Below are 19,787 nucleotides of genomic sequence, written 5' to 3' on the forward strand. Positions count from 1 at the left end.
AAAAGGCCATGGATAAGGTCAAACAGAAAGGTGTGGTGATCCGGGCGCTGGGGGCGATGTCGGGCACGTCGCTCGATGGCGTGGATGCGGCCGTGCTGGAGACGGACGGGGTGCGGATCAAGGGCTTTGGCCCGAGCGAGTATATGTCCTACACCGCCGAGCAGCGCGGCGTCCTGCATGCGGCCCTCGGGCATTGGCATGGCGCGACGCTGGCGCCCGCGACGGATGTGGTGATGGAGGCGCATCGCGCCTTGTTAGGGGCATTTGCACAGGTTGATCTGATCGGTTTTCACGGCCAGACCGTCGCCCATGCGCCGCGCGCGCAAGGCACGTTGCAACTGGGCGATGGCGCAGCGTTATCGGACAGTTTCGGCGTTCCGGTGGTGTGGGATTTCCGGTCGGCGGATATCGAAATGGGCGGCGAGGGTGCGCCGCTGGCTCCGTTTTTTCACTTTGCCTGCGCCAAGTGGATCGGTGCCGAGGGACCCATCGCCTTTCTGAACCTCGGAGGCGTGGGCAATATCACCTGGGTCGATCCGTCCTTTGACAGGCCCGAGGACCATGGCGCGCTTCTGGCCTTTGACACCGGGCCCGCCAATGCGCCGATCAACGATCTGGTGCAGGCCCGGCGTGGCGTGCCCTATGATGCAGGAGGTGAGATCGCGGCAAAGGGTACGGTCGAGACGGGGGCACTGGAGCTGTTTCTCGCCGAGCCATTCTTTGCACGCCTGCCGCCCAAGTCACTGGATCGAAATGACTTTGCCGAAATGGTCGCACTTGTCCGGGAACTGGGAGATGCCGATGCCACTGCGACCCTGACGGCGATGTGCGCCGCAGGTGTGGCTGAAGCAATGCAGCATTGTCCACGTCCGCCGTCGCGGGTTCTCGTCACGGGGGGCGGGCGGCACAATCCGGTGCTTATGAAGATGCTGGAGGTTTCGCTGGAGTGCCCTGTGGCCCCGGTGGAGGCCGTGGGCCTCGACGGGGATATGCTGGAAGCGCAGGCCTTTGCCTATCTTGCGGTGCGTGTGGCGCGTGGATTGCCCACCTCCTGCCCCGGCACCACAGGTGTCAGGGCTGCGGTGGCGGGCGGGACGCTGAGCGTTCCAGCCCCTGCACATAGTCCGACGTAAATGCGCCATAGCCGTTTGAAACGGATTTGAGATGCGGTTTCAGGTGCTTGTGTAACGCGGGCAGCTGGTGAAACGGGACGGCTGGAAAGCTGTGATGTTCTGCATGATAGGGCATGTTCCAGGCCAGCCAGCGCACCAGGCGCACGGTGCGGGTGGTGCGCGTGTTTTCCAGCATGTCGGCGACGGGCGGGCAGTGGCCATGCTCTGCCAGCAGGTAAAGGCGCAGTACCGGTTGGGCAAGCAGAACAGGCACCAGCCAAAGCCAGAGCACCAGCGGCGACCAAAGCAGCGACAGCGCCGCAAGCGCATAGACGGCCAGCAATATCCGCGCCTCACGCCGCATCGCCGCATGTTTGCGCGGTGGCAAATAGGGAGCCTCGATCGTTCCGAAAGCGTTGCGCCAAAGGGTCCGGGCATTGCCCGACCAATAGCCCCAGCCGGTCAGATAGCGCAGATAGGCAGCCCAGGTCGTCGGCCGTCCGCCGCCTGCCAATTCGGGATCATTGTCCGGATCATTGGTGTGGCGGTGATGCGCGAGATGGAAATATCGAAACCAGGTAAAGGGCAGCAGGATCAACGGGGCAACTGCGTGGCCAACCCAATCGTTCAACTCTTTGCGGGCAAATGGCGTCACGTGGGTGCATTCATGGCTGAGTGTGAACAGGAAGACGATCAAAATGCCGTGCGGCAGCAGCGCCAGACCCCAGAGCGGGCCTTGCAGGGCAATATAGGTTCCGGTCACAGCGATAGCGCCAAGGTGACCACCCAGATGCACCAGACCCGCGCGCGTGTTCGTTTGCGTCAAGGCGGCCCTTTGCGACGCACTCAAAGCAGAGAGGGCCTCCAGATGGGTCATCTCGGGATGTCGAAACCGGGTGGGGCGAGGGTAAAGCCGTCGAACTGGAAACCGGGAGAGACGGTGCAACTGACCAAGGTCCAGTCGCCGGTGCTGCGGGCCGCCTGCCAATGCCCGTCCGGAACGATCAGTTGCGGCGCACCGGCGTCAAGATCGGGTGTCAGAAGGTGATCTGTCGCGGGGCCCTTCTCATCCGGACTGATCGAGAGGATCAACGGGTCGCCTGCGTGAAACAGCCAGATTTCGGTCGCGTCAACTTTGTGCCAGTGGCTGGATTCGCCCTTGGAAAGCAGGAAATAGATGCAGGTACCCGTAGGGCGTCCGGAATTTTTGGCGACCCAGGTCTGGCGATAATGGCCGCCTTCTGGATGCGGGGTCAGCTCGAGCCGGGTGATGATCTCTTGTGCGTTCATATGCCAAGGGTAGGGTCACGACCGCCAGAGGGCAAGCGCATGCAAGCGATCATTGTCGGCAGTGGGAAGTCTGCTGGCTCACGGCTCAGTGGTGCTCAGGCTGTTGGGGCCGCGCCGTTTGGCATCGACCATCTTCAAAGCGTGATGTCGTAAAACCGCAACGCATGAAGCAGATCCGGGTCGGGGTCATAAAAAGGTGCGCAAGGTGCGAAACCCATCCGCTCATAGAGTGCAATCGCCTCGGTCAAGGGCGCAATGCTGTCGAGCACCATGCGTTTGTAGCCGTCGGCATGGGCGCGGGCCATCGCGTTGCTGATCAAAGCCTGTCCGGCCCCGGAGCCACGCGCCTGTGGGCTGACAAAGACGCGTTTGATTTCGGTCGTGGTGGCGTCGATGGGGTAGTACATCGCACATCCGACCACGGTGTCGCCGAGGGTTGCGACCACGATGTCACCCTTTGGGCGCGCATGGATACGGGGCAGGTCGCGGATCATCGCGTCATAGGTCTCGGCGGCGTAATAGGTGCCGATGAAGGTCGGAAGATGCGGCGAACGGTCCACCAAAAGCGCGCGGTAGGCCCAGCACAGCCGCGCGATATCCTCCATATCGGCGGCTGTTGCGGCTCTGATCTGAAGATCTGCCATCAGTGACCTGCACAGGGGGCCGGTGGCGCGGACGCGCGCCACCAGTGCGGTTTCGTTCAGAGGGCAGTTTTCAGGATGCTGCGGCCTGCGAATTCGGCTGTTGCGCCCAGCATCTCTTCGATGCGGATCAACTGGTTGTATTTGGCCAGCCGGTCAGAGCGAGCCAGCGAGCCGGTCTTGATCTGTCCGCAATTCGTGGCGACGGCAAGATCGGCGATCGTCGCGTCTTCGGTTTCGCCGGAGCGGTGGCTCATCACGTTGGTGTAGCGGGCGCGGTGCGCCATATCGACCGCTTGAAGGGTCTCTGTCAACGTCCCGATTTGATTGACTTTTACCAGCATTGAGTTGGCGCAGCCCTGCGTGATGCCCTGGGCCAGACGCACAGGGTTGGTGACAAAGAGATCGTCGCCCACCAGTTGCACCTTGTCGCCCAGCACCTCGGTCAGGGTCTTCCATCCGTCCCAGTCATCTTCGGACATGCCGTCTTCGATCGAGATGATCGGATAGTCGGCCACAAGCGCCGAGAGGTAAGCGACATTTTCGTCCGAAGTCATCGTCTTGTCTTCGCCCGCCATGACGTAGTGGCCGTCCTTGTAATATTCGGTGGCGGCGCAATCCATCGCGAGGTAAATATCATCGCCGGGTGTGTAGCCCGCTTTCTCGATGGATTTCAGAATGAAATCAAGCGCGTCGCGGGTGGAGCTGATGTTGGGTGCAAAGCCGCCCTCATCGCCGATCCCGGTGGACAGGCCCGCCGCCGAAAGCTCTTTTTTCAGCGTGTGAAATACTTCGGAGCCCATGCGCACGGCCTCGCGGATGTTGTCTGCCGCGACAGGCATGATCATGAATTCCTGGATGTCGATCGGGTTGTCGGCATGTTCGCCGCCGTTGATGATGTTCATCATTGGAACGGGCAGCATCCGGGCCGAGGTGCCGCCGATATAGCGGTAAAGCGGTTGTTGCGTCCAATCGGCGGCGGCCTTGGCAGCGGCCATTGACACTCCCAGAATCGCATTTGCGCCCAGACGGCTCTTGTTGTCGGTGCCGTCCAGTTCGATCATGGCCTGGTCCAGTTCGACCTGTTCGGTGGCGTCGATGCCGACGAGCGCTTCTGCGATCTCACCGTTCACGGACATCACCGCTTCGAGCACACCTTTGCCCATATAGCGGGATTTATCGCCGTCGCGCTTTTCCACCGCTTCGTATGCGCCGGTAGAGGCGCCCGATGGCACGGCGGCCCGCCCCATCGTGCCGTCTTCGAGCGTGACGTCGACTTCGACGGTCGGGTTGCCCCGGCTGTCCAGGATTTCGCGGGCGTGGATGTCGATGATGGTGCTCATGGGAAAAGGCCTTCTGCTGAGAAAAGTTACGCAGCGTTTAACGCGCCGGGGGCGCTAACTAAAGAGGCTTTAGGCCAATGCGGCCTTTTTCACACGCTGTTCGCGCCAAAGCGTGAACAGACCCGACGCGATAATGATGGTGGCACCGATCAACGTCATTGCATCAGGGCTTTCAGAAAAGAAGACCACGCCGATCAGCAGCGCAAAAACCATCCGGCTGTAGCGGAACGGCGTGACAAAGCTGATTTCACCGATGCGCATCGCCACGGTGATCGCAAAATAGCTGATCGCACCAAACAGAACACCGGCGCCGAGCAAGCCCCACTGGTGCAGCGTCGGAGCGATCAGAGCATCGCCGCTGACGGCCATGAGGATGGCGGCGGCGGGCATCAGCGAGAAGAAGGCCAGCATGCTCAATTGCAAGGAACTGACCGAAGCCCTGACCCGCCGTGTCGCCAGATCGCGCAACGCCATGCCGAGCACGCCGACCACCGCATAAAGCGACAGCCAGTTGAAATCACCTGTGCCGGGCCGGATGATCATCAGCACTCCGGCAAAGCCCACGGCGATCGCAGCCCAACGCCGCCAGCCGACAGGTTCGCCCAGAAACAGGGCCGCGCCCAAGGTCACAAGCAAAGGCCCGGCTTGCAGGATCGCGGCGGCGGTTGAGAGCGGGATCAGCGACAGGGCGGTGACAAAGCCCACCGTGCCGATCAGTTCCGCGGAATTTCGGGCAAGCACGGCAGGGGCCAGAAACGCCCGCGTCCACAGCGATTGCCTCTGCGCGCGGCAGATCAGCGCGAACACGATACCACCGCCCAGCCCAAACATGCCGATGATCTGCCCCACGGGCAACGCCCCGGCCAGCAGCTTGATCAGCGCGTCCTCAATGGCAAAGCCCAGCATGGCGATGACCATGATTGCCGCGCCGCGCAAGTTATCCAAGTTCTGCACTTAGCCGGTCAGCCGCATCATCAGCTGGTTGCCCTGTTTGCGCGTCTCGACCCCCTTGAGCGCATTGACCAGTGCCGACAGTTTGGTGTGCCCGTAGGTCCGGGTGTCAAAGTCGGGATGGGCGTTCTGGATGGCCTGACCGATCTGTCCCAGCGCGTACCATTCATCCTCCTGATCAATCTTGTCTATCGCGGATTTGATCAGGGGCAGGGCGGATTTGGCGGCCGCGAGCGATTGCGGCCCGCTTGCATCATTCACCAGGTTTTCGATCAGGATGAAGCGGTTGCAGACGTTGCGCAGCGCTTCGGGGGCCTTGGCCTCGCCGATGCCGATGACGGTCAACCCGTCCTCTCGCATGCGGTTGGCCAGTGCCGTGAAGTCGCTGTCGGAGGAGACGATGACAAAGCCGTCAAAGCGCCGCCCATGCAGGATGTCCATCGCGTCGATCACAAGGCCGATATCGCTGGCATTCTTGCCGGTCGTGTTCGAGGTGTCCTGATGCGCCACGAGCCCGAGTTGCAGGATGCGGTCCGACCAGGCCTTGAGCCTGCCCGATGTCCAGTCGCCGTACACCCGGCGCAAGGCGGGCTCTCCGATGGCAGTGACCTCGCGCAGGATCGCATCGGCGAATTTGGCGGGGACGTTGTCTGCATCGATCAGGACGGCGAGCAGGGGGCGGTCACGTTCGGCCACGGGGGGCTCCTTTGATTCCATATGCATAGAGTTTCGGGCCATTAGCGTTTGCGCGGCACGCCGTAAAGCTCCAGCCGGTGCCCGCGCAACTCATAGCCAAGCTTTTCGGCGATCTTGTCCTGCAAGGCTTCGATCTCTTCATCCACGAACTCGATCACCTCGCCTGAATTCAGGTCGATCAGGTGATCGTGGTGTTCTCGCTCGGCATCCTCATAGCGTGCGCGCCCGTCGCCGAACTCCAGCTTGTCCAGAATACCCGCCTCTTCGAACAGCTTGACGGTGCGGTACACGGTGGCAATCGAAATGCGCGGATCCACAGCGCTGGCCCGGTTGTACAGCTCTTCGACATCCGGATGGTCTGCGGAGTCTTCGAGGACCTGTGCAATAACCCGACGCGGGTGGGTCATACGCAGGTCATTGGCCTCGCACCGGTCTGTGATTGTGTGTCGCTTGTCAGTCATGTTCTCGGTTTAGCGAAGGTTTGCGCGCGCGGCAATTGCGGTTGACGCCATGCCATGATGGGTGCACTGGAAACCATGAGCGATTTTGACATGATGAACCTGCCTGAGGCGCTGACCAAGCGCATCGCAGAAATGGGTCTGACGGATCCAACCCCGATTCAGGCGCAAGCCATTCCGCACGCGCTGAACGGGCGCGACGTGATGGGCCTTGCGCAGACCGGCACCGGCAAGACGGCCGCCTTTGGTATCCCGCTGATTGCGCGCCTGATGGAAGAGGGCGGACGCGCGGCCCCCAAGACGGCGCGCGGCTTGATCCTCGCCCCGACCCGCGAACTTGCGGGCCAGATCGCGACAGTGCTGCGCGCGATGACGGAGATGAAGGTGCAGATTGTTGTGGGCGGCGTTTCGATCAACCCGCAAATCCAGCGTCTGTCCAAGGGCGTCGATATTCTGGTGGCCACGCCCGGTCGCTTGCTGGATCTTGTGGATCGTCGGGCCGTGCGGCTGGACCAGACGAATTTCCTGGTGCTGGACGAGGCGGACCAGATGCTCGATCTGGGCTTTGTGCATGACCTGCGCAAGATCGCCAAGATGATGGGCGACGATCGCCAGACCATGCTGTTTTCGGCCACGATGCCAAAACAGATGGCCGAGATTGCGGCCAGCTACTTGCATGAACCGCTGCGGATCGAGGTGTCGCCGCCGGGCAAGGCCGCGGACAAGGTCACGCAAGAGGTGCATTTTATCGCCAAGGCGGAAAAGACGGCGCTTCTGATCGAGTTGATTGCCAAGCACCGCGAGGAACGTGCGCTGGTCTTTACCCGGACAAAACACGGGGCGGACAAGCTGACCAAGGCGCTGGATCGTGCGGGATACAAGGTGGTCGCGATCCACGGCAACAAACGGCAGGGTCAGCGCGATCGTGCTCTGGCCGCGTTCAAGGCGCGCGAAGTGCTGGTGCTGGTGGCCACCGACGTAGCGGCGCGCGGGCTCGATATTCCCGACGTCAAACACGTCTATAACTACGAGTTGCCCAACGTGCCCGAGGCCTATGTGCACCGGATCGGACGGACCGCGCGAGCCGGCAAGGAAGGGGCCGCCATTGCTTTTTGCGCCCCGGACGAAATTGCGCATCTCAAGGACATTCAGAAGATCATGAAAATCCGCATTCCCGTAGCCTCGGGCCGTGCATGGGAAGAGGTACCGGACCCCAAGGCAAAGCCAGCGGGCGGTCGGGGCCGGGGGCGCGGAAAACCGGGCGGTGGACGCCCCGGTGGCGGGCCGGGTGGGGCTCCGGGCGGGGCCAAACCGTCGAACAACCGGCGGCGCAAACCCAAGCCAAGGGGGCCAGCCACAACTGGCTGACCCGTTCGTCGCTCGACAGCACACAGGATCCGTACTTAGACGTAGAGCGACGGCACGCCCAGTTGGGCATGAATGTCATTGACCTGTTTGGCTTCCAGACCAAGACCCTTGGCCAGGCTGTGCAAGTACTGCGCCTCAGATTGGCTATCGAGGTCAATCCCGAGCAGTGACACGGCATAGACCTGCGGCCCCATGCCCGGCGGTACCTGCGCCACCAGTGCGTCCACGTCGACGGGTTTGCTCATTTCGGTGCGCACAAAGGCGGCTTCTTCGGTGTCGACGTTACCGCCCAGCTGATCCACGAGGTGTTTTTGTTCGGCATCGTCCAGCGTGCCATCGGACTTGGCCGCTTGTATCATCGCGCGCAGCATCAAGGCGGCTGCGGCCTCCTGATCCGGGGTGGGTTCGATCTCTGGTTCTGGGGTCTGATCAAAGGCGGAATTCAGGACCTGTCCGAAATCGGCCCCGTTCTCTGCGGGGCGTTGCGCCGTCGCAGCCCCCAGACCGCCCAAGAGTCCGCCAAGCCCTGATGACCCGGCCAATCCGCCCAGCATATCCTGCAATCCGCCGGGCGCCGCCCCACCGGGTCCGCCCAGACTATCGAGCAACCCGCCCAAGCCCCCAAGACCACCCTTGCCGCCCATCAGTCCGCCAAGCGCATCCTGCAATCCCGCAGCCGAAGCGCCGGAGCCTTGCAGCGATCCGGCCAGCCCCCCGAGCAATCCGCCCAGGCTGCCTTCACTTGCCGTTCCGCCCTTGCGATTGTTCATGACGGCGCTGGCACCCTTGGCCACTGCCACGCCGATGGCCACTTTGGCCAATGTCTTCATCAAGCTCATGGTTCACTTCCTTCTTCGTAGAATCGTCTGGTTTCAGGATTGCATGAAACCGGACGATCAAGATGCAGAAACGCGGGTGGTGATTGACAATGCAGTCCGACACCTCGCAAGTGGCTGCTATGGAACGCAAAACCCATATTGACCTGATCGGGGCTGTTGCCCTTGTTGCCGTCGCGATGAATTTTGGGCTCAATCAGGTGGTTGTAAAAGTCTCCAATGGCGGGTTCGAACCGATTTTTCTGGCCGGTTTGAGGTCGATCGGGGGCGGCATCGTCCTGCTGCTGTGGATGTGGGCGCGGGGCATTTCGGTCAGGTTGCCGCGTGCGAGCATGGTGTCCGGGGTGATTGCGGGCCTGCTTTTTGCCAGTGAATTTGCCCTTTTGTTCACCGCCCTCGATCTGACCACCGTGTCACGGTCTTCGATCATTTTCTATTCGATGCCTGTGTGGCTTGCGCTGGCCGCTCATTTCGCTTTGCCGGGCGAGCGGTTGTCTGGCCCGCGCCTGATCGGGTTGGCGCTTGCAATGGCGGGCGTTTTTCTGGCGCTTGCCGATCGTCAGAGCGGTCAGGCCAGTTTTTGGGGCGATGCATTGTCGCTGCTCGCAGCTTTTTGCTGGGCGGGAATCGCTTTGTTGGTGCGTGTCACGCCGCTGAGCAAAGTACCGGCCGAGCAGCAGTTGCTGTGGCAGTTGATGATCTCTGCACCGCTGCTGATCGGATTGTCGCTGTTTTACGGCCCGCTGATCCGAGATTTGCAGGTCATTCATGTTGCCGGGCTGATTTACCAGATCTTTGCCGTTGCCAGCTTTGGGTTCCTGGCGTGGTTCTGGCTGATCAAGATCTATCCCGCCTCATCTGTCGCCTCGTTCAGCTTTCTGTCGCCGGTCTTTTCCGTCCTGTTGGGATGGCTTCTTCTGGGCGAGCAGATCGCGTTGACGATCTGGCTGGCTTTGGCGCTGGTGGCGTCCGGCCTTTATCTGATCAACCGGCGTTAGGTCCCGCAAAAGGTTGCGGGCACAATCTCCGCCTTGGTCGGTGGGCGGCGCAGGTCTTCAAAGGCGGCGGGGACATCGAATGGCGCCGCAAGCGCTTGCATCAAACGTTCAAACGGCACCATGTCGCCTGCCACTGCGGCCTCGATCATGGCCTCGATCCGATGATTGCGCGGGATAATCTGAGGATTGGCGCGAACCATGATGGACGCCGCATTCGGGCCGACCCGTCCCCGCCATTTCTGATCCCATGCATCAAAGGCGGCCCGGTCCGTGAACTGGTCGCGGGCCGTGTCGGTGCCGAGGGTGGCAAAGCTGTTGGTGAAATCCGCACCGTCCGTTTGCATCAGCGTCAACAGCTCTTCGATGAGAAACTGATCCTCGGGCACCGCGTCGGACAGCCCGATTTTCGCTCCGAACCGGCGCAGCCACGCCGCCTGCAATTGCGCGGGCATCGCGTGCACGATTGCGGTGGCCTCTTCGACGGCGGCCTCCTTGTCGTCATAGAGCTGGATCAGGGACGTCGCCAGTTGCGCCATGTTCCATACGGCGATGCGGGGCTGGTTGCCGTAGGCATAGCGCCCGGTCTGGTCGATCGATGAAAACACGCGGGCCTCATCATAGGCATCCATGAAGGCGCAGGGACCATAATCGATGGTCTCGCCCGAGATGGTGCAATTGTCGGTGTTCATCACACCGTGAATAAATCCGACCGACATCCAGGCCGCGACCAGTTCGGATTGGGCGGCGCAGACGGCGGACAAAAGCCCCATCGGCCCATCCGCGTCAGGATAATGGCGGGCAATGGCGTAGTCGGTGAGGGTGCGCAGGGCGTCGATCTCGCCCCGGTGCGCAAAGATCTGAAACGTGCCGACGCGCAAATGACTGGACGCCACACGCGTCAGCACGGCCCCCGGCAATCCGCCCTGTTCACGGTAGACCGGCTGCCCGGTGCCCACGGCGGCCAGCGCGCGGGTGGTCGGGATGCCAAGCGCATGCATCGCCTCGCTGACCACATATTCGCGCAGCACCGGCCCCAGCCAAGCGCGCCCGTCGCCCATGCGCGAATAGGGCGTCGGGCCGGAGCCCTTGAGCTGGATATCGCGGCGCTGCCCGGTCGTGTCGATGACCTCGCCCAGCAGAATGGCCCGCCCGTCGCCCAATTGTGGGTTGTAGCTGCCAAATTGATGACCCGCATAAAGCTGCGCCAAAGGATCGGCGCCCTCCGGCACTGCATTACCGGCAAATACTTCGGCGCTTTCGCCGGTGATGCCAAGCTCGGCGGCCAACGCGCCATTCCATGCGATCATGGATGGCGTTTTGACCGGGGTGGGTGCCTGCCGCGTGTAGAACGCGTCGGGCAGGGCAGCATAGCTGTTGTCGAAGGGGATGTGAATAGTCATGCTCTGGATATAGTTTAGAGGTCGGTCAGAAACCACCCATGCACGTCAGACATTTGCCGGATCGCAAGGAAGACTTCAGAACATCCGCGTCATAAGGTGATAGCCGTCGCGCAGCCGGAACCCTGCGCGCTTGTAAAGCCGCGTGGCACCGGTATTCTCGGGGCCGACCTCTAGATGCAGCGCCTTGAGGCCTGCTCCGGCCAGCGCGCGCGGCAGCGAGATCAGCACTTCCCCGGCCACGCCACGCCCGCGCACGCCGGGGCGCACGTAAAGCTCGTCGATAAACCCATCCATGCCGCCAAATTCGATGGACCAGCCAAAGGTCACGACAATATAGCCGATGGGCGCGCGCGGCGGGCCGATCAGGTAGGCCGCACCGTGGGGTATCCCTTCGAGCAGCGGGCGCACTGCGTTCTCGCGCGCTTCATCGCTCAGGCCCAGCCCTTCTTCGCTGTGAAAGGCGGCTACCAGCGGCATCAGCCTGTCGATGTGGTCCGTGGTGGCGAGGGTCAATACTGCGCTCATTCATATATCTCCAATGCGCGGGCTTCGGCCTTGTTGATCCAGCCGGATTTGCACGCGCCGTAATCTGCTCCGAGGTCCGGGTGTCGGACCGCGCAGGCCGCTTTGACAGAGGTATAGGCGGCGCGCAACGCCCCATTGGCAAGCAATGCGTCCCGAAAGGCGAGGTGGCGGCGAATATCCGCGTGCCCCTGAACATAAGCGTGCGCATGAAACAGACGTACGCCGTTGTGTGGATCGGAACGGCGGCAATACCGGCGTCCCTCAAGACCGTAGGGCCCCATCCAGTCATAGCCGAGTGCCTCGACGGATGGTCGGGCGGCGTCTGCGCTGGCGGTATCCGCGAAGACGGGCATGAGATCGAGGATCGGTTTGGCGGGCAGGCCGGGCACTGCGGTGGAACCGATGTGGTGCACGGTGACCAACCCGCTGACAGTGGCCCGCCACCTGTCGGCCTCGGCCGCCGCCTGTGCGAGCCAGCCGGGGTCGGGCGCCGCCAGACCGGTCACAGGCGGGCCAGACGCTCGGTCAGGAGGGTGAAAAAGCCGTCGGCGTCCAGATCGCCGATGAACAGCGCGTTTTGGGGCCGATCCGTCACCCCCCACCAATCGGCGACGGTCATGCCCATGGTCAGGTCAGATTGCGTCTCGATCTCGACGTTGATGTGGCGGCCGGTGAAAAGGTCAGGCTTGATCAGATAGGCGGTGACGCAGGGATCGTGCAGTGGCGCGCCGGACGAGCCGTATTTCTCCTTGTCGAACCGCTCGAAGAAATCGGTCATCTGGGCGACCGCAATTCCGGTGGGCGTGCCCAAGGCGCGGAATGCCTCGTTGCGTGGCGCGGTGACAAGGGCCTTGTGCGTCACGTCGAGCGGCATGACGACAATATCCGCGCCGGATTTGAACACGATATCAGCAGCCTCCGGATCGACGTAGATGTTGAATTCAGCCGTCGGCGTGATATTGCCCACTTCGAAATAAGCCCCGCCCATCAGCACGATCTGCTGCACCCGTTCGATGATCTCGGGGGCTTTGCGAAATGCGTTTGCAATGTTGGTCAATGGACCGAGCGGGCACAGGGTGACCGTTCCGGAGGGCTGCGTGCGCAACGTGTCGATGATGAAATCGACCCCGTGGCCGGGCGCGAGTTGCATGTGTGGGTCGGGCAGTGATGGGCCGTCCAGCCCGGTCTTGCCGTGCACATGTTCGGCCGTAACCAGCGGGCGGCCCAACGGGCGGTCGCAGCCTGCGTAGACAGGCACATCGACCTTGCCTGCCAACTCACAGATCATAAGCGCATTTTTTGCGGTCAGGTCCAGTGGCACGTTGCCCGCGACCGCGGTGATGCCCAGCACGTCGATCTCGTCCGGGCTGGCCAGCGCCAACAGGATGGCGACGGCATCGTCCTGGCCGGGGTCGGTGTCGATAATGATCTTGCGGGGTGCCATGAGAACCTCTTGAGGGGTGTGAAATTCCGGGCACCGTGGCCGCTTTGGCACCCCTTGTCCAGAACCGCCCGCGACCGATGCGCAAAACCTTGCGCGCCGAAGCGGCGGTGGCATAAGGGCGGTTATGACTGAGGTCCCCTTATACGTTCACGCAGGCGCGCATCGCACTGGCACATCCTCGTTTCAGATGTGTTTGCACGACAACCGCGCGGTATTGGATCAGGCCGACTATGCGCTGGCCTATCCGGGTCGGGATGACATTCCGTCGGGCCGTTTGGCGTTGCGCTTGCCCAGACCCAAGGACGGCGTGCCGCAACAGGCCATCGTGAAGGCACGCAAGACGCTGGCGATGCATTCGGGCGGCAGGCCCCTGATCCTGTCCGAAGAGAATATTCCGGGTCGGATGATGCATTTCATGCAAAGCCGGTTCTATCCTGCCGCCGAAGCGCGCTTGCAAGTGCTGCGCGCGGCGTGGGATGGCCCGATTGCCCATGTTTTGCTGGTGGTGCGCCCCTATGACGCGTTGTTTGTCTCGGGCTATCGCAAGCGGGCCGAGGACAACCGCGTGCCGGATTTCGACAGCCTGCGGCCAAAGTACATGTCCATGAACCGGGGCTGGCCCGCCGTGGCCCAGTCGATGCGTGATATCCTCAAGCCGGAGCGGATCACGGTCATTCCTTATGCGCAACGCGGCACGAGTGCGGCACTGTTGACCCGGTTGGTGCCGGGACTGGCGGACGATCTGGTTGAGCCGGGACAGATGATGAACCTGAGTGCGACGGATGCCGCGTTGATCGCATTGCAACGGCGCTACCGGGCGGGTGAAACGTTGAGCCGGGCCGCGTGGCAGGACATCGTGGCCCGCCACGCCGACGACACGGGCAACCTCGGTTTTGCGGCCTTTTCGGAGGCCGAAACGCAGGTGTGGGCCGCCCGTTATGCCCGTGACCTCGACAGGCTGGCCACCATGGACGGGATCACGTTCGGCTAGATTTTTCGGCCCGTTTCGCGGCATCCCACAACGCATCCATTTCTTCGAGCGTGCTGTCCTGCGCGCATGTGCCCCGATCCACCAAGGCGGCCTCGACCGCGCCGAACCGGCGGGTGAATTTCGCATTGGTCCGCCGCAGCGCCTCTTCGGGGTCGATATCGAGATGGCGGGCGAGGTTGGCCACCACGAAGAGCAGATCGCCCATTTCGTCGACCATGTCGTCATGGCTCAGGGTGTCGCGGGCCTCGACAAGCTCTGCGGCTTCTTCGGTGATCTTGGCCAGAACGTGATCGGTGTGGGGCCAGTCAAACCCCACGCGCGCGGCGCGCTTTTGCAACTTTAGCGCCCGCAACAGCGCGGGCAGGTTCTTGGCCACGCCGTCCAGCGTGCCGGATTGTTCCTTGCCCGCGCGTTCTGCTGCCTTGATTGCCTCCCAGTCGCGGGTTTGCTGTTCGGCGGACTTATCGCGGGATTCGTCGCCGAATACATGTGGGTGCCGGGCCACCATCTTGTTCGAAATGTTGGTGACGACGGATTGAAAGGTGAAATGCCCGGCCTCTTCTCCGATGGCGGTGTGATAGACCGATTGCAGCAACAGATCGCCCAATTCGCCTTCAAGCTCGGGCCAGTCGCAGCGCTCGATTGCATCTGCGACCTCATAGGCCTCTTCGATCGTGTAGGGCGCAATGGTGTCAAAGGTCTGTTCGATGTCCCACGGACAGCCGGTTTCGGGATCGCGCAAGCGGCGCATGATTTCAAGCAGACGCTCGATCCCTGCGCTTTCATCGTAAATCAGGTCAGGGTTTTGCGGGACGCCCATTGCAGCCTCGTCACGTTTGGGGTTTGGTGCCATCTGACGCATCCCGTGCACAGGAGTCCAGCCATGGCGATCATCAACCGTATCGGAGACCTCGGCCCAAAGATGGCGGAATGGCGGCAGCATCTGCATACCATTCCCGAGCTGTCCTTTGACTGTCCCAAGACGTCCGCCTTTATCCACGACCGGTTGGAAGAGATCGGTGTGGATGCCATTCATGACGGGATTGCCCAGACCGGGATCGTGGCGATTATCGAAGGGCAGGGTGACGGGCCAACGATTGGACTGCGCGCGGATTTCGACGCGCTGCCGATCAGCGAAGAAACAGGGGTGGCCTATGCCTCGACTCATCCGGGGAAAATGCATGCCTGCGGCCATGACGGGCACACCGCGATGTTGTTGGGGGCGGCGCAGTATCTGACCGAGACCCGCAACTTCGCGGGCCGGGTCGCACTGATCTTTCAACCGGCCGAAGAGGACGGCGGCGGCGCCGAGGTGATGGTGCGCGAAGGCATTCTCGACACGTTCGACATCGGCCAAGTCTATGCGATCCACAACGCTCCGGGGAAGGATTTTGGCAAGTTCCATACTACCACAGGTCCGATTATGGCCGCGTGCGATACGTTCACCATCAACATCACCGGCAAGGGCGGGCATGGCGCGCGGCCCTATGATTGCGTCGATCCCGTTGTCGCGGCCTGCGGCATCGTCACAGCACTGCAAACCATTGTCAGCCGCAATCACAACACCAACGCGTCGCTGGTTGTCTCGGTCACACAAATCCACACTGGCACCACCGATAACGTGATCCCCGAAACCGCTTATATCAACGGCACGGTGCGGACTTTCGACAAAGAGGTACAGGCCATGGTTGTGCGTCGGATGGAAGAGGTCGTGGCGGGCCAGGCGGCGGCCTACGGGTGCACCGCGACACTGGAGTTCGAGTTTGGCTATCCGCCGACGGTCAACGATGTGGACAAGTCCGCCTTTGCGGCGCGCGTTGCGGCGGATGTGGCGGGCGCGGACGGTATCGAGGACGCGATGACGCCGGTGATGGGGGCCGAGGATTTTGCCTATATGCTGGAGGCGCGGCCGGGGGCTTATCTGATGCTGGGTCAGGGGGATGGCGCGGGCGTGCATCATCCCAAATACAACTTCAACGATGAGATCGCGCCAATCGGGGCCTCGTTTTTTGCCCGGTTGGTGGAAACGGCGCAACCGTTGCGATAGGGGCTCTGCCCCTCGGCCCGTTGGGCCTCACCCCGGGATTTTTTTGAACAGAGAAGAAGACTGCGTCATGGCCCTTGAAGATGCCAAAAGCCAGATTGATCATGCGTTCACGCGCGAAGACCTGAGGGGGCCGTCCTTTGAGCTGACCTTTGCGGGGGCCACGTCGTTTCTGCGGCGGCGCTATAGCAAGGACCTGGGCGGCGTGGATATTGCCGTGACGGGCATACCGTTCGATCAGGCGGTGACGAACCGCCCCGGCACGCGGTTGGGGCCGCGCGCGATCCGCGAGGCGTCGGCCCTGCAGGCGCCCGACGCGCCTTATGGCTGGCCCTTTGATGTGATGCGTGAACGGGTGATCGTGGATTATGGCGATATGGCGTTTGACTATGCCGATATTCCGGCCTTTCCCGATACGGTGACGGCGCATGTTCGCGGCATTCTGGCGGCGGGAGCGGCCAGCGTCGTTCTGGGTGGCGATCACTATATTTCGTTTCCCATTCTCAAGGCCTATGCCGAAATCTACGGCCCGGTGTCGTTGATCCAGGTGGATGCGCATACGGACACCTGGCCCGACGATGACATGGGGCGCGTCGATCATGGCACCATGTTCTACAAGGCGGTGAAGTCGGGGATCGTGGACCCGGCAACCTCGGTGCAGATCGGCATTCGCACCACCAATGAAGACACGCTGGGCGTCAATATCATCGATGCGGCGGAAGTGCACCGGATCGGGGCGGAGGCGGTTGCCGCGCGGACGCGTGAGATCGTGGGCGACAGGCCATGCTACCTGAGTTTTGACATCGACGGGCTGGATCCGGCCTTTGCCCCCGGCACCGGAACACCGGTCTGGGGCGGGCTGACCTCGGCGCAGGCGGCCGCGCTGCTGCGGGGTCTGGCGGGTATCAACATTCGCGGTGGGGACATCGTCGAGGTCAGCCCGCCCTTTGACACCACCGGGGCCACCGCCATTGCAGGGGCGCATGTGGCGACCGAGATTTGCTGTTTATTGGGGTGGAGGATGCGGACCGGTGGTTAGAAATCAACCGATCAGCGGCAACGATCTGGCGCGTTTTTCCGGGCCGAACACGTTCATGCGACTGCCTTTTGCAAATGACCTCAAGGGCTTGGATGTGGCGATCCTGGGTGTTCCGATGGATATCGGCACCTCGTGGCGATCGGGCACGCGGTTTGGCCCCAAACAGGTGCGCAGCGAATCCGCGATGATCCGGCCCTATAATCTGCAAACCGGGGCTGCCCCATTCGACAGCCTTCAGGTGGCGGACATTGGCGATCTGGCGATCAACACGTTTTCCTTGACGGACAGTCTGCGCATCATCGAAGAAAGCTATGAAGCGGTCCTGAACTACGATGTGATCCCGGTGGCGATCGGCGGGGATCATTCCATCACCTTGCCGATCTTGCGGGGAATCGCGAAACGCCACGGGCCGGTGGCTTTGGTGCATGTGGATGCCCATGCGGACGTGAATGACGAGATGTTCGGCGAGAAAGAGACCCACGGCACGGTGTTTCGGAGGGCCCACGAAGAAGGGTTGATCACCGCGTCAAAGACGTACCAGATCGGTTTGCGCGGCACCGGCTATTCGGCGGAAGATTTTACCGAGGCGCAAGGCTGGGGGTTTCAGCAGTTTCTGGCGCCGGATCTTTGGGGGCGCGACCTGAGCACGCTTGGTGCGGAAATCCGGCGCGATATCGGCGATCTGCCCGTCTATATCAGTTATGACATCGACAGCCTTGATCCGGCATTCGCGCCCGGTACGGGCACGCCCGAAATCGGCGGCCTGACGACACCGCAGGCGATGCAGCTGATCCGGAGTTTCAAGGGGTTGAACGTCGTTGGCTGTGATCTGGTCGAGGTCTCGCCGCCCTATGATACGTCCGGCAATACCGCGCTGACGGCGGCGAATATTCTCTATGAACTGTTGTGTATCTTGCCTGGCGTTACATATCGTTGATCAGGCATTGTGCCGCAGCATTCTGCCAGACAGAAAGGCCGAAGATGAGGATCATCATGTATCTCGCTGGTATCATTGTTTTTTTGCTTATGGCGGGCATGTTGTACGTCCGCCTGGCGCCGACGGATGTGGCGCGGTGGCACCAACCGATCGAGGCGGCCCAGAGCGCGGACCTTGCAGATGGTGCGGTCCGCGTGATCGCGGCGGATGAACAGAGTTTTGAGCGGGTGGCCCAGGCCGCAACATCTCTGCCGCGGACGGAGGTTGTTGCCGGGTCAGTGGCTGAAGGCCGTATCACATTTCGCACCCGGTCCAAATGGATCGGTTTTCCGGATTTCACGACCATTGAATATGACAATGGAACGCTGAAGATGTATGCCCGCCTGCGTTTTGGACAATCGGACATGGGTGTCAATGCTGCGCGGCTTGAGCAGTTGCTTGGTGCGGCCCAGTCCGGGTGACAGGCTTACGAAAACGCCTGACTTCTGCACGTGTTGGCCATGACTGCGGGTAAAGTCCGATCGATTGCGCGGATGACGTCGATCAAAATGGGTGTGCCCGATTAGGGGAGAGACCCAAATGACACGGACTATCTGCAAAGCGTCGACAACGCCTTTCTCTTGACCAATGCCGCGCCTTGGATCAAACCCGCGTCATGATCCCCGAAGACCGCCTCATCCAGATCACGCAACGCTTTCAGTATCTTGAAGCGGCGATGTCTGCTGGCTCCGATGATATTGCGCGACTGGCCAAGGAATATTCCGATCTTCGGCCCGTCGTGGACCAGATAAACGCCTATCAGCAGATCGTGACCGACATGGCCGAGGCCGAGCAGATGTTGGACGATCCCGACATGGCGGAGCTTGCGCGCGAGGAATTGCCGCGCCTGAAGGCTGCCTTGCCCGGCGCCGAAGCGGCGTTGCAATTGGCGCTTTTGCCCAAGGATGCTGCGGATGCGCGCCCGGCGATGTTGGAAATAAGGCCCGGTACGGGCGGGGATGAGGCCACCCTTTTTGCCGGCGATCTCTTTCGGATGTATCAACGCTATGCCGAGGCGCAGGGCTGGACCGTCGAGATTGTCGAGGAGCAGATTACCGAACTTGGGGGTCTCAAGGAGATGGTGGCCCATATCAAAGGTGAGAACGTTTTTGCGCGGCTGAAATACGAATCGGGCGTGCACCGGGTGCAGCGGGTGCCGACGACAGAGAGCGGCGGGCGTATCCACACCTCGGCAGCGACGGTCGCGGTTTTGCCGGAAGCGCAGGAGGTCGATATCGAGATCAACCCCGGTGACATCCGCATCGACACGATGCGCGCCTCCGGATCCGGAGGGCAACATGTCAACACAACCGATTCGGCCGTGCGGATCACCCATTTGCCCACCGGGCTCATGGTCACCAGTTCCGAAAAATCCCAACACCGGAACCGCGAGATAGCCATGCAGGTCCTGCGCGCCCGGCTTTATGATCTGGAGCGGAACCGGGTGGACAGCGAACGCTCGGCGGATCGGGCCATGCAGGTGGGATCGGGGGACCGGTCGGAGCGTATTCGGACCTATAATTTCCCGCAGGGACGCATGACGGATCACCGGATCAACCTGACGCTCTACAAGCTCGATCAGATCATGCAGGGGGACCTGAATGACGTGATCGATGCACTGACGGCGGACGCGCAGGCCCGCCAGATGGCGGAGATGGGAACGTGACGGCCGCCG

At 61.8% G+C, this 19,787-nt stretch carries 22 protein-coding genes; 9 read left to right on the forward strand and 13 right to left on the reverse strand.

From position 1 onward, the window contains the following. Nucleotides 1–8: 8 nt before the first annotated feature. Nucleotides 9–1,133: an anhydro-N-acetylmuramic acid kinase gene (locus LC354_RS01980; RefSeq protein ID WP_223421152.1), complete on the forward strand. Its 1,125-nt coding sequence runs from the start codon at nucleotides 9–11 to the stop codon at nucleotides 1,131–1,133. Here LC354_RS01980 and LC354_RS01985 read toward each other — a convergent pair. The 7 genes from LC354_RS01985 to LC354_RS02015 all read right to left on the reverse strand — a co-directional run bounded on the left by LC354_RS01985 (nucleotide 1,072) and on the right by LC354_RS02015 (nucleotide 6,494). After that, entirely contained in the window at nucleotides 1,072–1,989 is a 918-nt protein-coding gene (locus LC354_RS01985; protein ID WP_223421153.1) for a fatty acid desaturase, read from the reverse strand. The genes LC354_RS01980 and LC354_RS01985 overlap by 62 nt on opposite strands. Next, a complete protein-coding gene (locus LC354_RS01990) occupies nucleotides 1,986–2,402 on the reverse strand; it encodes a cupin domain-containing protein (RefSeq protein WP_223421154.1) in 417 nt (138 codons plus the stop codon). Before LC354_RS01990 ends, LC354_RS01985 begins: the two co-directional genes overlap by 4 nt. Nucleotides 2,403–2,536: 134 nt before the next feature. Continuing rightward, nucleotides 2,537–3,046, reverse strand: a complete 510-nt coding sequence (locus LC354_RS01995) for a GNAT family N-acetyltransferase (protein ID WP_223421155.1) — start codon at nucleotides 3,044–3,046, stop codon at nucleotides 2,537–2,539. A gap of 56 nt (nucleotides 3,047–3,102) precedes the next feature. Further along, nucleotides 3,103–4,386, reverse strand: coding sequence for a phosphopyruvate hydratase (gene eno / locus LC354_RS02000; protein WP_223421156.1), 1,284 nt, complete (start codon nucleotides 4,384–4,386; stop codon nucleotides 3,103–3,105). 69 nt (nucleotides 4,387–4,455) lie between these two features. Continuing rightward, a complete protein-coding gene (locus LC354_RS02005) occupies nucleotides 4,456–5,331 on the reverse strand; it encodes a DMT family transporter (RefSeq protein ID WP_223421157.1) in 876 nt (291 codons plus the stop codon). Between the two features lie 9 nt (nucleotides 5,332–5,340). Beyond that, the gene (locus LC354_RS02010) at nucleotides 5,341–6,033 is read right to left on the reverse strand and encodes an NYN domain-containing protein (RefSeq protein WP_223421158.1); all 693 of its coding nucleotides are present in this window, start codon (nucleotides 6,031–6,033) and stop codon (nucleotides 5,341–5,343) included. Between the two features lie 41 nt (nucleotides 6,034–6,074). Next, a complete protein-coding gene (locus tag LC354_RS02015) occupies nucleotides 6,075–6,494 on the reverse strand; it encodes a Fur family transcriptional regulator (protein ID WP_223421159.1) in 420 nt (139 codons plus the stop codon). A 75-nt stretch (nucleotides 6,495–6,569) separates the two neighbouring features. Between LC354_RS02015 and LC354_RS02020 the strand changes: the two genes are divergently transcribed. After that, on the forward strand, nucleotides 6,570–7,859 hold the full coding sequence (locus LC354_RS02020; protein ID WP_223421210.1) for a DEAD/DEAH box helicase: 1,290 nt from the start codon (nucleotides 6,570–6,572) through the stop codon (nucleotides 7,857–7,859). A gap of 35 nt (nucleotides 7,860–7,894) precedes the next feature. On the opposite strand, the gene LC354_RS02025 is transcribed toward LC354_RS02020, so the two are convergent. After that, nucleotides 7,895–8,698: a DUF533 domain-containing protein gene (locus LC354_RS02025; protein WP_223421160.1), complete on the reverse strand. Its 804-nt coding sequence runs from the start codon at nucleotides 8,696–8,698 to the stop codon at nucleotides 7,895–7,897. Nucleotides 8,699–8,817: 119 nt separating this feature from the next. Between LC354_RS02025 and LC354_RS02030 the strand changes: the two genes are divergently transcribed. Continuing rightward, nucleotides 8,818–9,693 carry a DMT family transporter gene (locus LC354_RS02030; RefSeq protein WP_223421161.1) on the forward strand — a complete coding sequence of 292 codons (876 nt, stop codon included), beginning with the start codon at nucleotides 8,818–8,820 and terminating at the stop codon, nucleotides 9,691–9,693. Here LC354_RS02030 and LC354_RS02035 read toward each other — a convergent pair. From LC354_RS02035 to LC354_RS02050, 4 genes are all read right to left on the reverse strand, one after another. After that, nucleotides 9,690–11,093 carry a protein adenylyltransferase SelO gene (locus tag LC354_RS02035; RefSeq protein WP_223421162.1) on the reverse strand — a complete coding sequence of 468 codons (1,404 nt, stop codon included), beginning with the start codon at nucleotides 11,091–11,093 and terminating at the stop codon, nucleotides 9,690–9,692. The genes LC354_RS02030 and LC354_RS02035 overlap by 4 nt on opposite strands. 75 nt (nucleotides 11,094–11,168) lie before the next feature. After that, the gene (locus LC354_RS02040) at nucleotides 11,169–11,618 is read right to left on the reverse strand and encodes a GNAT family N-acetyltransferase (protein ID WP_223421163.1); all 450 of its coding nucleotides are present in this window, start codon (nucleotides 11,616–11,618) and stop codon (nucleotides 11,169–11,171) included. Further along, on the reverse strand, nucleotides 11,615–12,124 hold the full coding sequence (locus LC354_RS02045; protein WP_223421164.1) for a GrpB family protein: 510 nt from the start codon (nucleotides 12,122–12,124) through the stop codon (nucleotides 11,615–11,617). Before LC354_RS02045 ends, LC354_RS02040 begins: the two co-directional genes overlap by 4 nt. After that, nucleotides 12,121–13,062: a nucleoside hydrolase gene (locus LC354_RS02050; RefSeq protein WP_223421165.1), complete on the reverse strand. Its 942-nt coding sequence runs from the start codon at nucleotides 13,060–13,062 to the stop codon at nucleotides 12,121–12,123. The genes LC354_RS02045 and LC354_RS02050 overlap by 4 nt, the downstream gene beginning before the upstream one ends. 124 nt (nucleotides 13,063–13,186) lie before the next feature. Here LC354_RS02050 and LC354_RS02055 point away from each other — a divergent pair, with 124 nt between their 5' ends. Further along, nucleotides 13,187–14,053 carry a hypothetical protein gene (locus tag LC354_RS02055; protein ID WP_223421166.1) on the forward strand — a complete coding sequence of 289 codons (867 nt, stop codon included), beginning with the start codon at nucleotides 13,187–13,189 and terminating at the stop codon, nucleotides 14,051–14,053. Here LC354_RS02055 and mazG read toward each other — a convergent pair. Beyond that, the gene (mazG, locus tag LC354_RS02060; protein ID WP_223421167.1) at nucleotides 14,040–14,906 is read right to left on the reverse strand and encodes a nucleoside triphosphate pyrophosphohydrolase; all 867 of its coding nucleotides are present in this window, start codon (nucleotides 14,904–14,906) and stop codon (nucleotides 14,040–14,042) included. The two genes, LC354_RS02055 and mazG, sit on opposite strands and share 14 nt — an antisense overlap. 30 nt (nucleotides 14,907–14,936) lie before the next feature. Between mazG and LC354_RS02065 the strand changes: the two genes are divergently transcribed. The 5 genes from LC354_RS02065 to prfA all read left to right on the forward strand — a co-directional run bounded on the left by LC354_RS02065 (nucleotide 14,937) and on the right by prfA (nucleotide 19,778). Further along, entirely contained in the window at nucleotides 14,937–16,100 is a 1,164-nt protein-coding gene (locus tag LC354_RS02065) for a M20 aminoacylase family protein (protein ID WP_223421168.1), read from the forward strand. A 67-nt stretch (nucleotides 16,101–16,167) separates the two neighbouring features. After that, entirely contained in the window at nucleotides 16,168–17,136 is a 969-nt protein-coding gene (gene speB / locus LC354_RS02070) for an agmatinase (RefSeq protein WP_223421169.1), read from the forward strand. Continuing rightward, nucleotides 17,129–18,073: an agmatinase gene (gene speB, locus LC354_RS02075; protein ID WP_223421170.1), complete on the forward strand. Its 945-nt coding sequence runs from the start codon at nucleotides 17,129–17,131 to the stop codon at nucleotides 18,071–18,073. Before speB (LC354_RS02070) ends, speB (LC354_RS02075) begins: the two co-directional genes overlap by 8 nt. Before the next feature lie 56 nt (nucleotides 18,074–18,129). Further along, the gene (locus tag LC354_RS02080) at nucleotides 18,130–18,534 is read left to right on the forward strand and encodes a DUF1499 domain-containing protein (protein WP_223421171.1); all 405 of its coding nucleotides are present in this window, start codon (nucleotides 18,130–18,132) and stop codon (nucleotides 18,532–18,534) included. 194 nt (nucleotides 18,535–18,728) lie between these two features. Beyond that, nucleotides 18,729–19,778, forward strand: coding sequence for a peptide chain release factor 1 (gene prfA, locus LC354_RS02085; protein ID WP_223421211.1), 1,050 nt, complete (start codon nucleotides 18,729–18,731; stop codon nucleotides 19,776–19,778). Nucleotides 19,779–19,787 lie beyond the last annotated feature (9 nt).

The organism is Tateyamaria pelophila, from assembly GCF_019966495.1.
Taxonomy (GTDB): Bacteria; Pseudomonadota; Alphaproteobacteria; order Rhodobacterales; family Rhodobacteraceae; genus Tateyamaria; species Tateyamaria pelophila.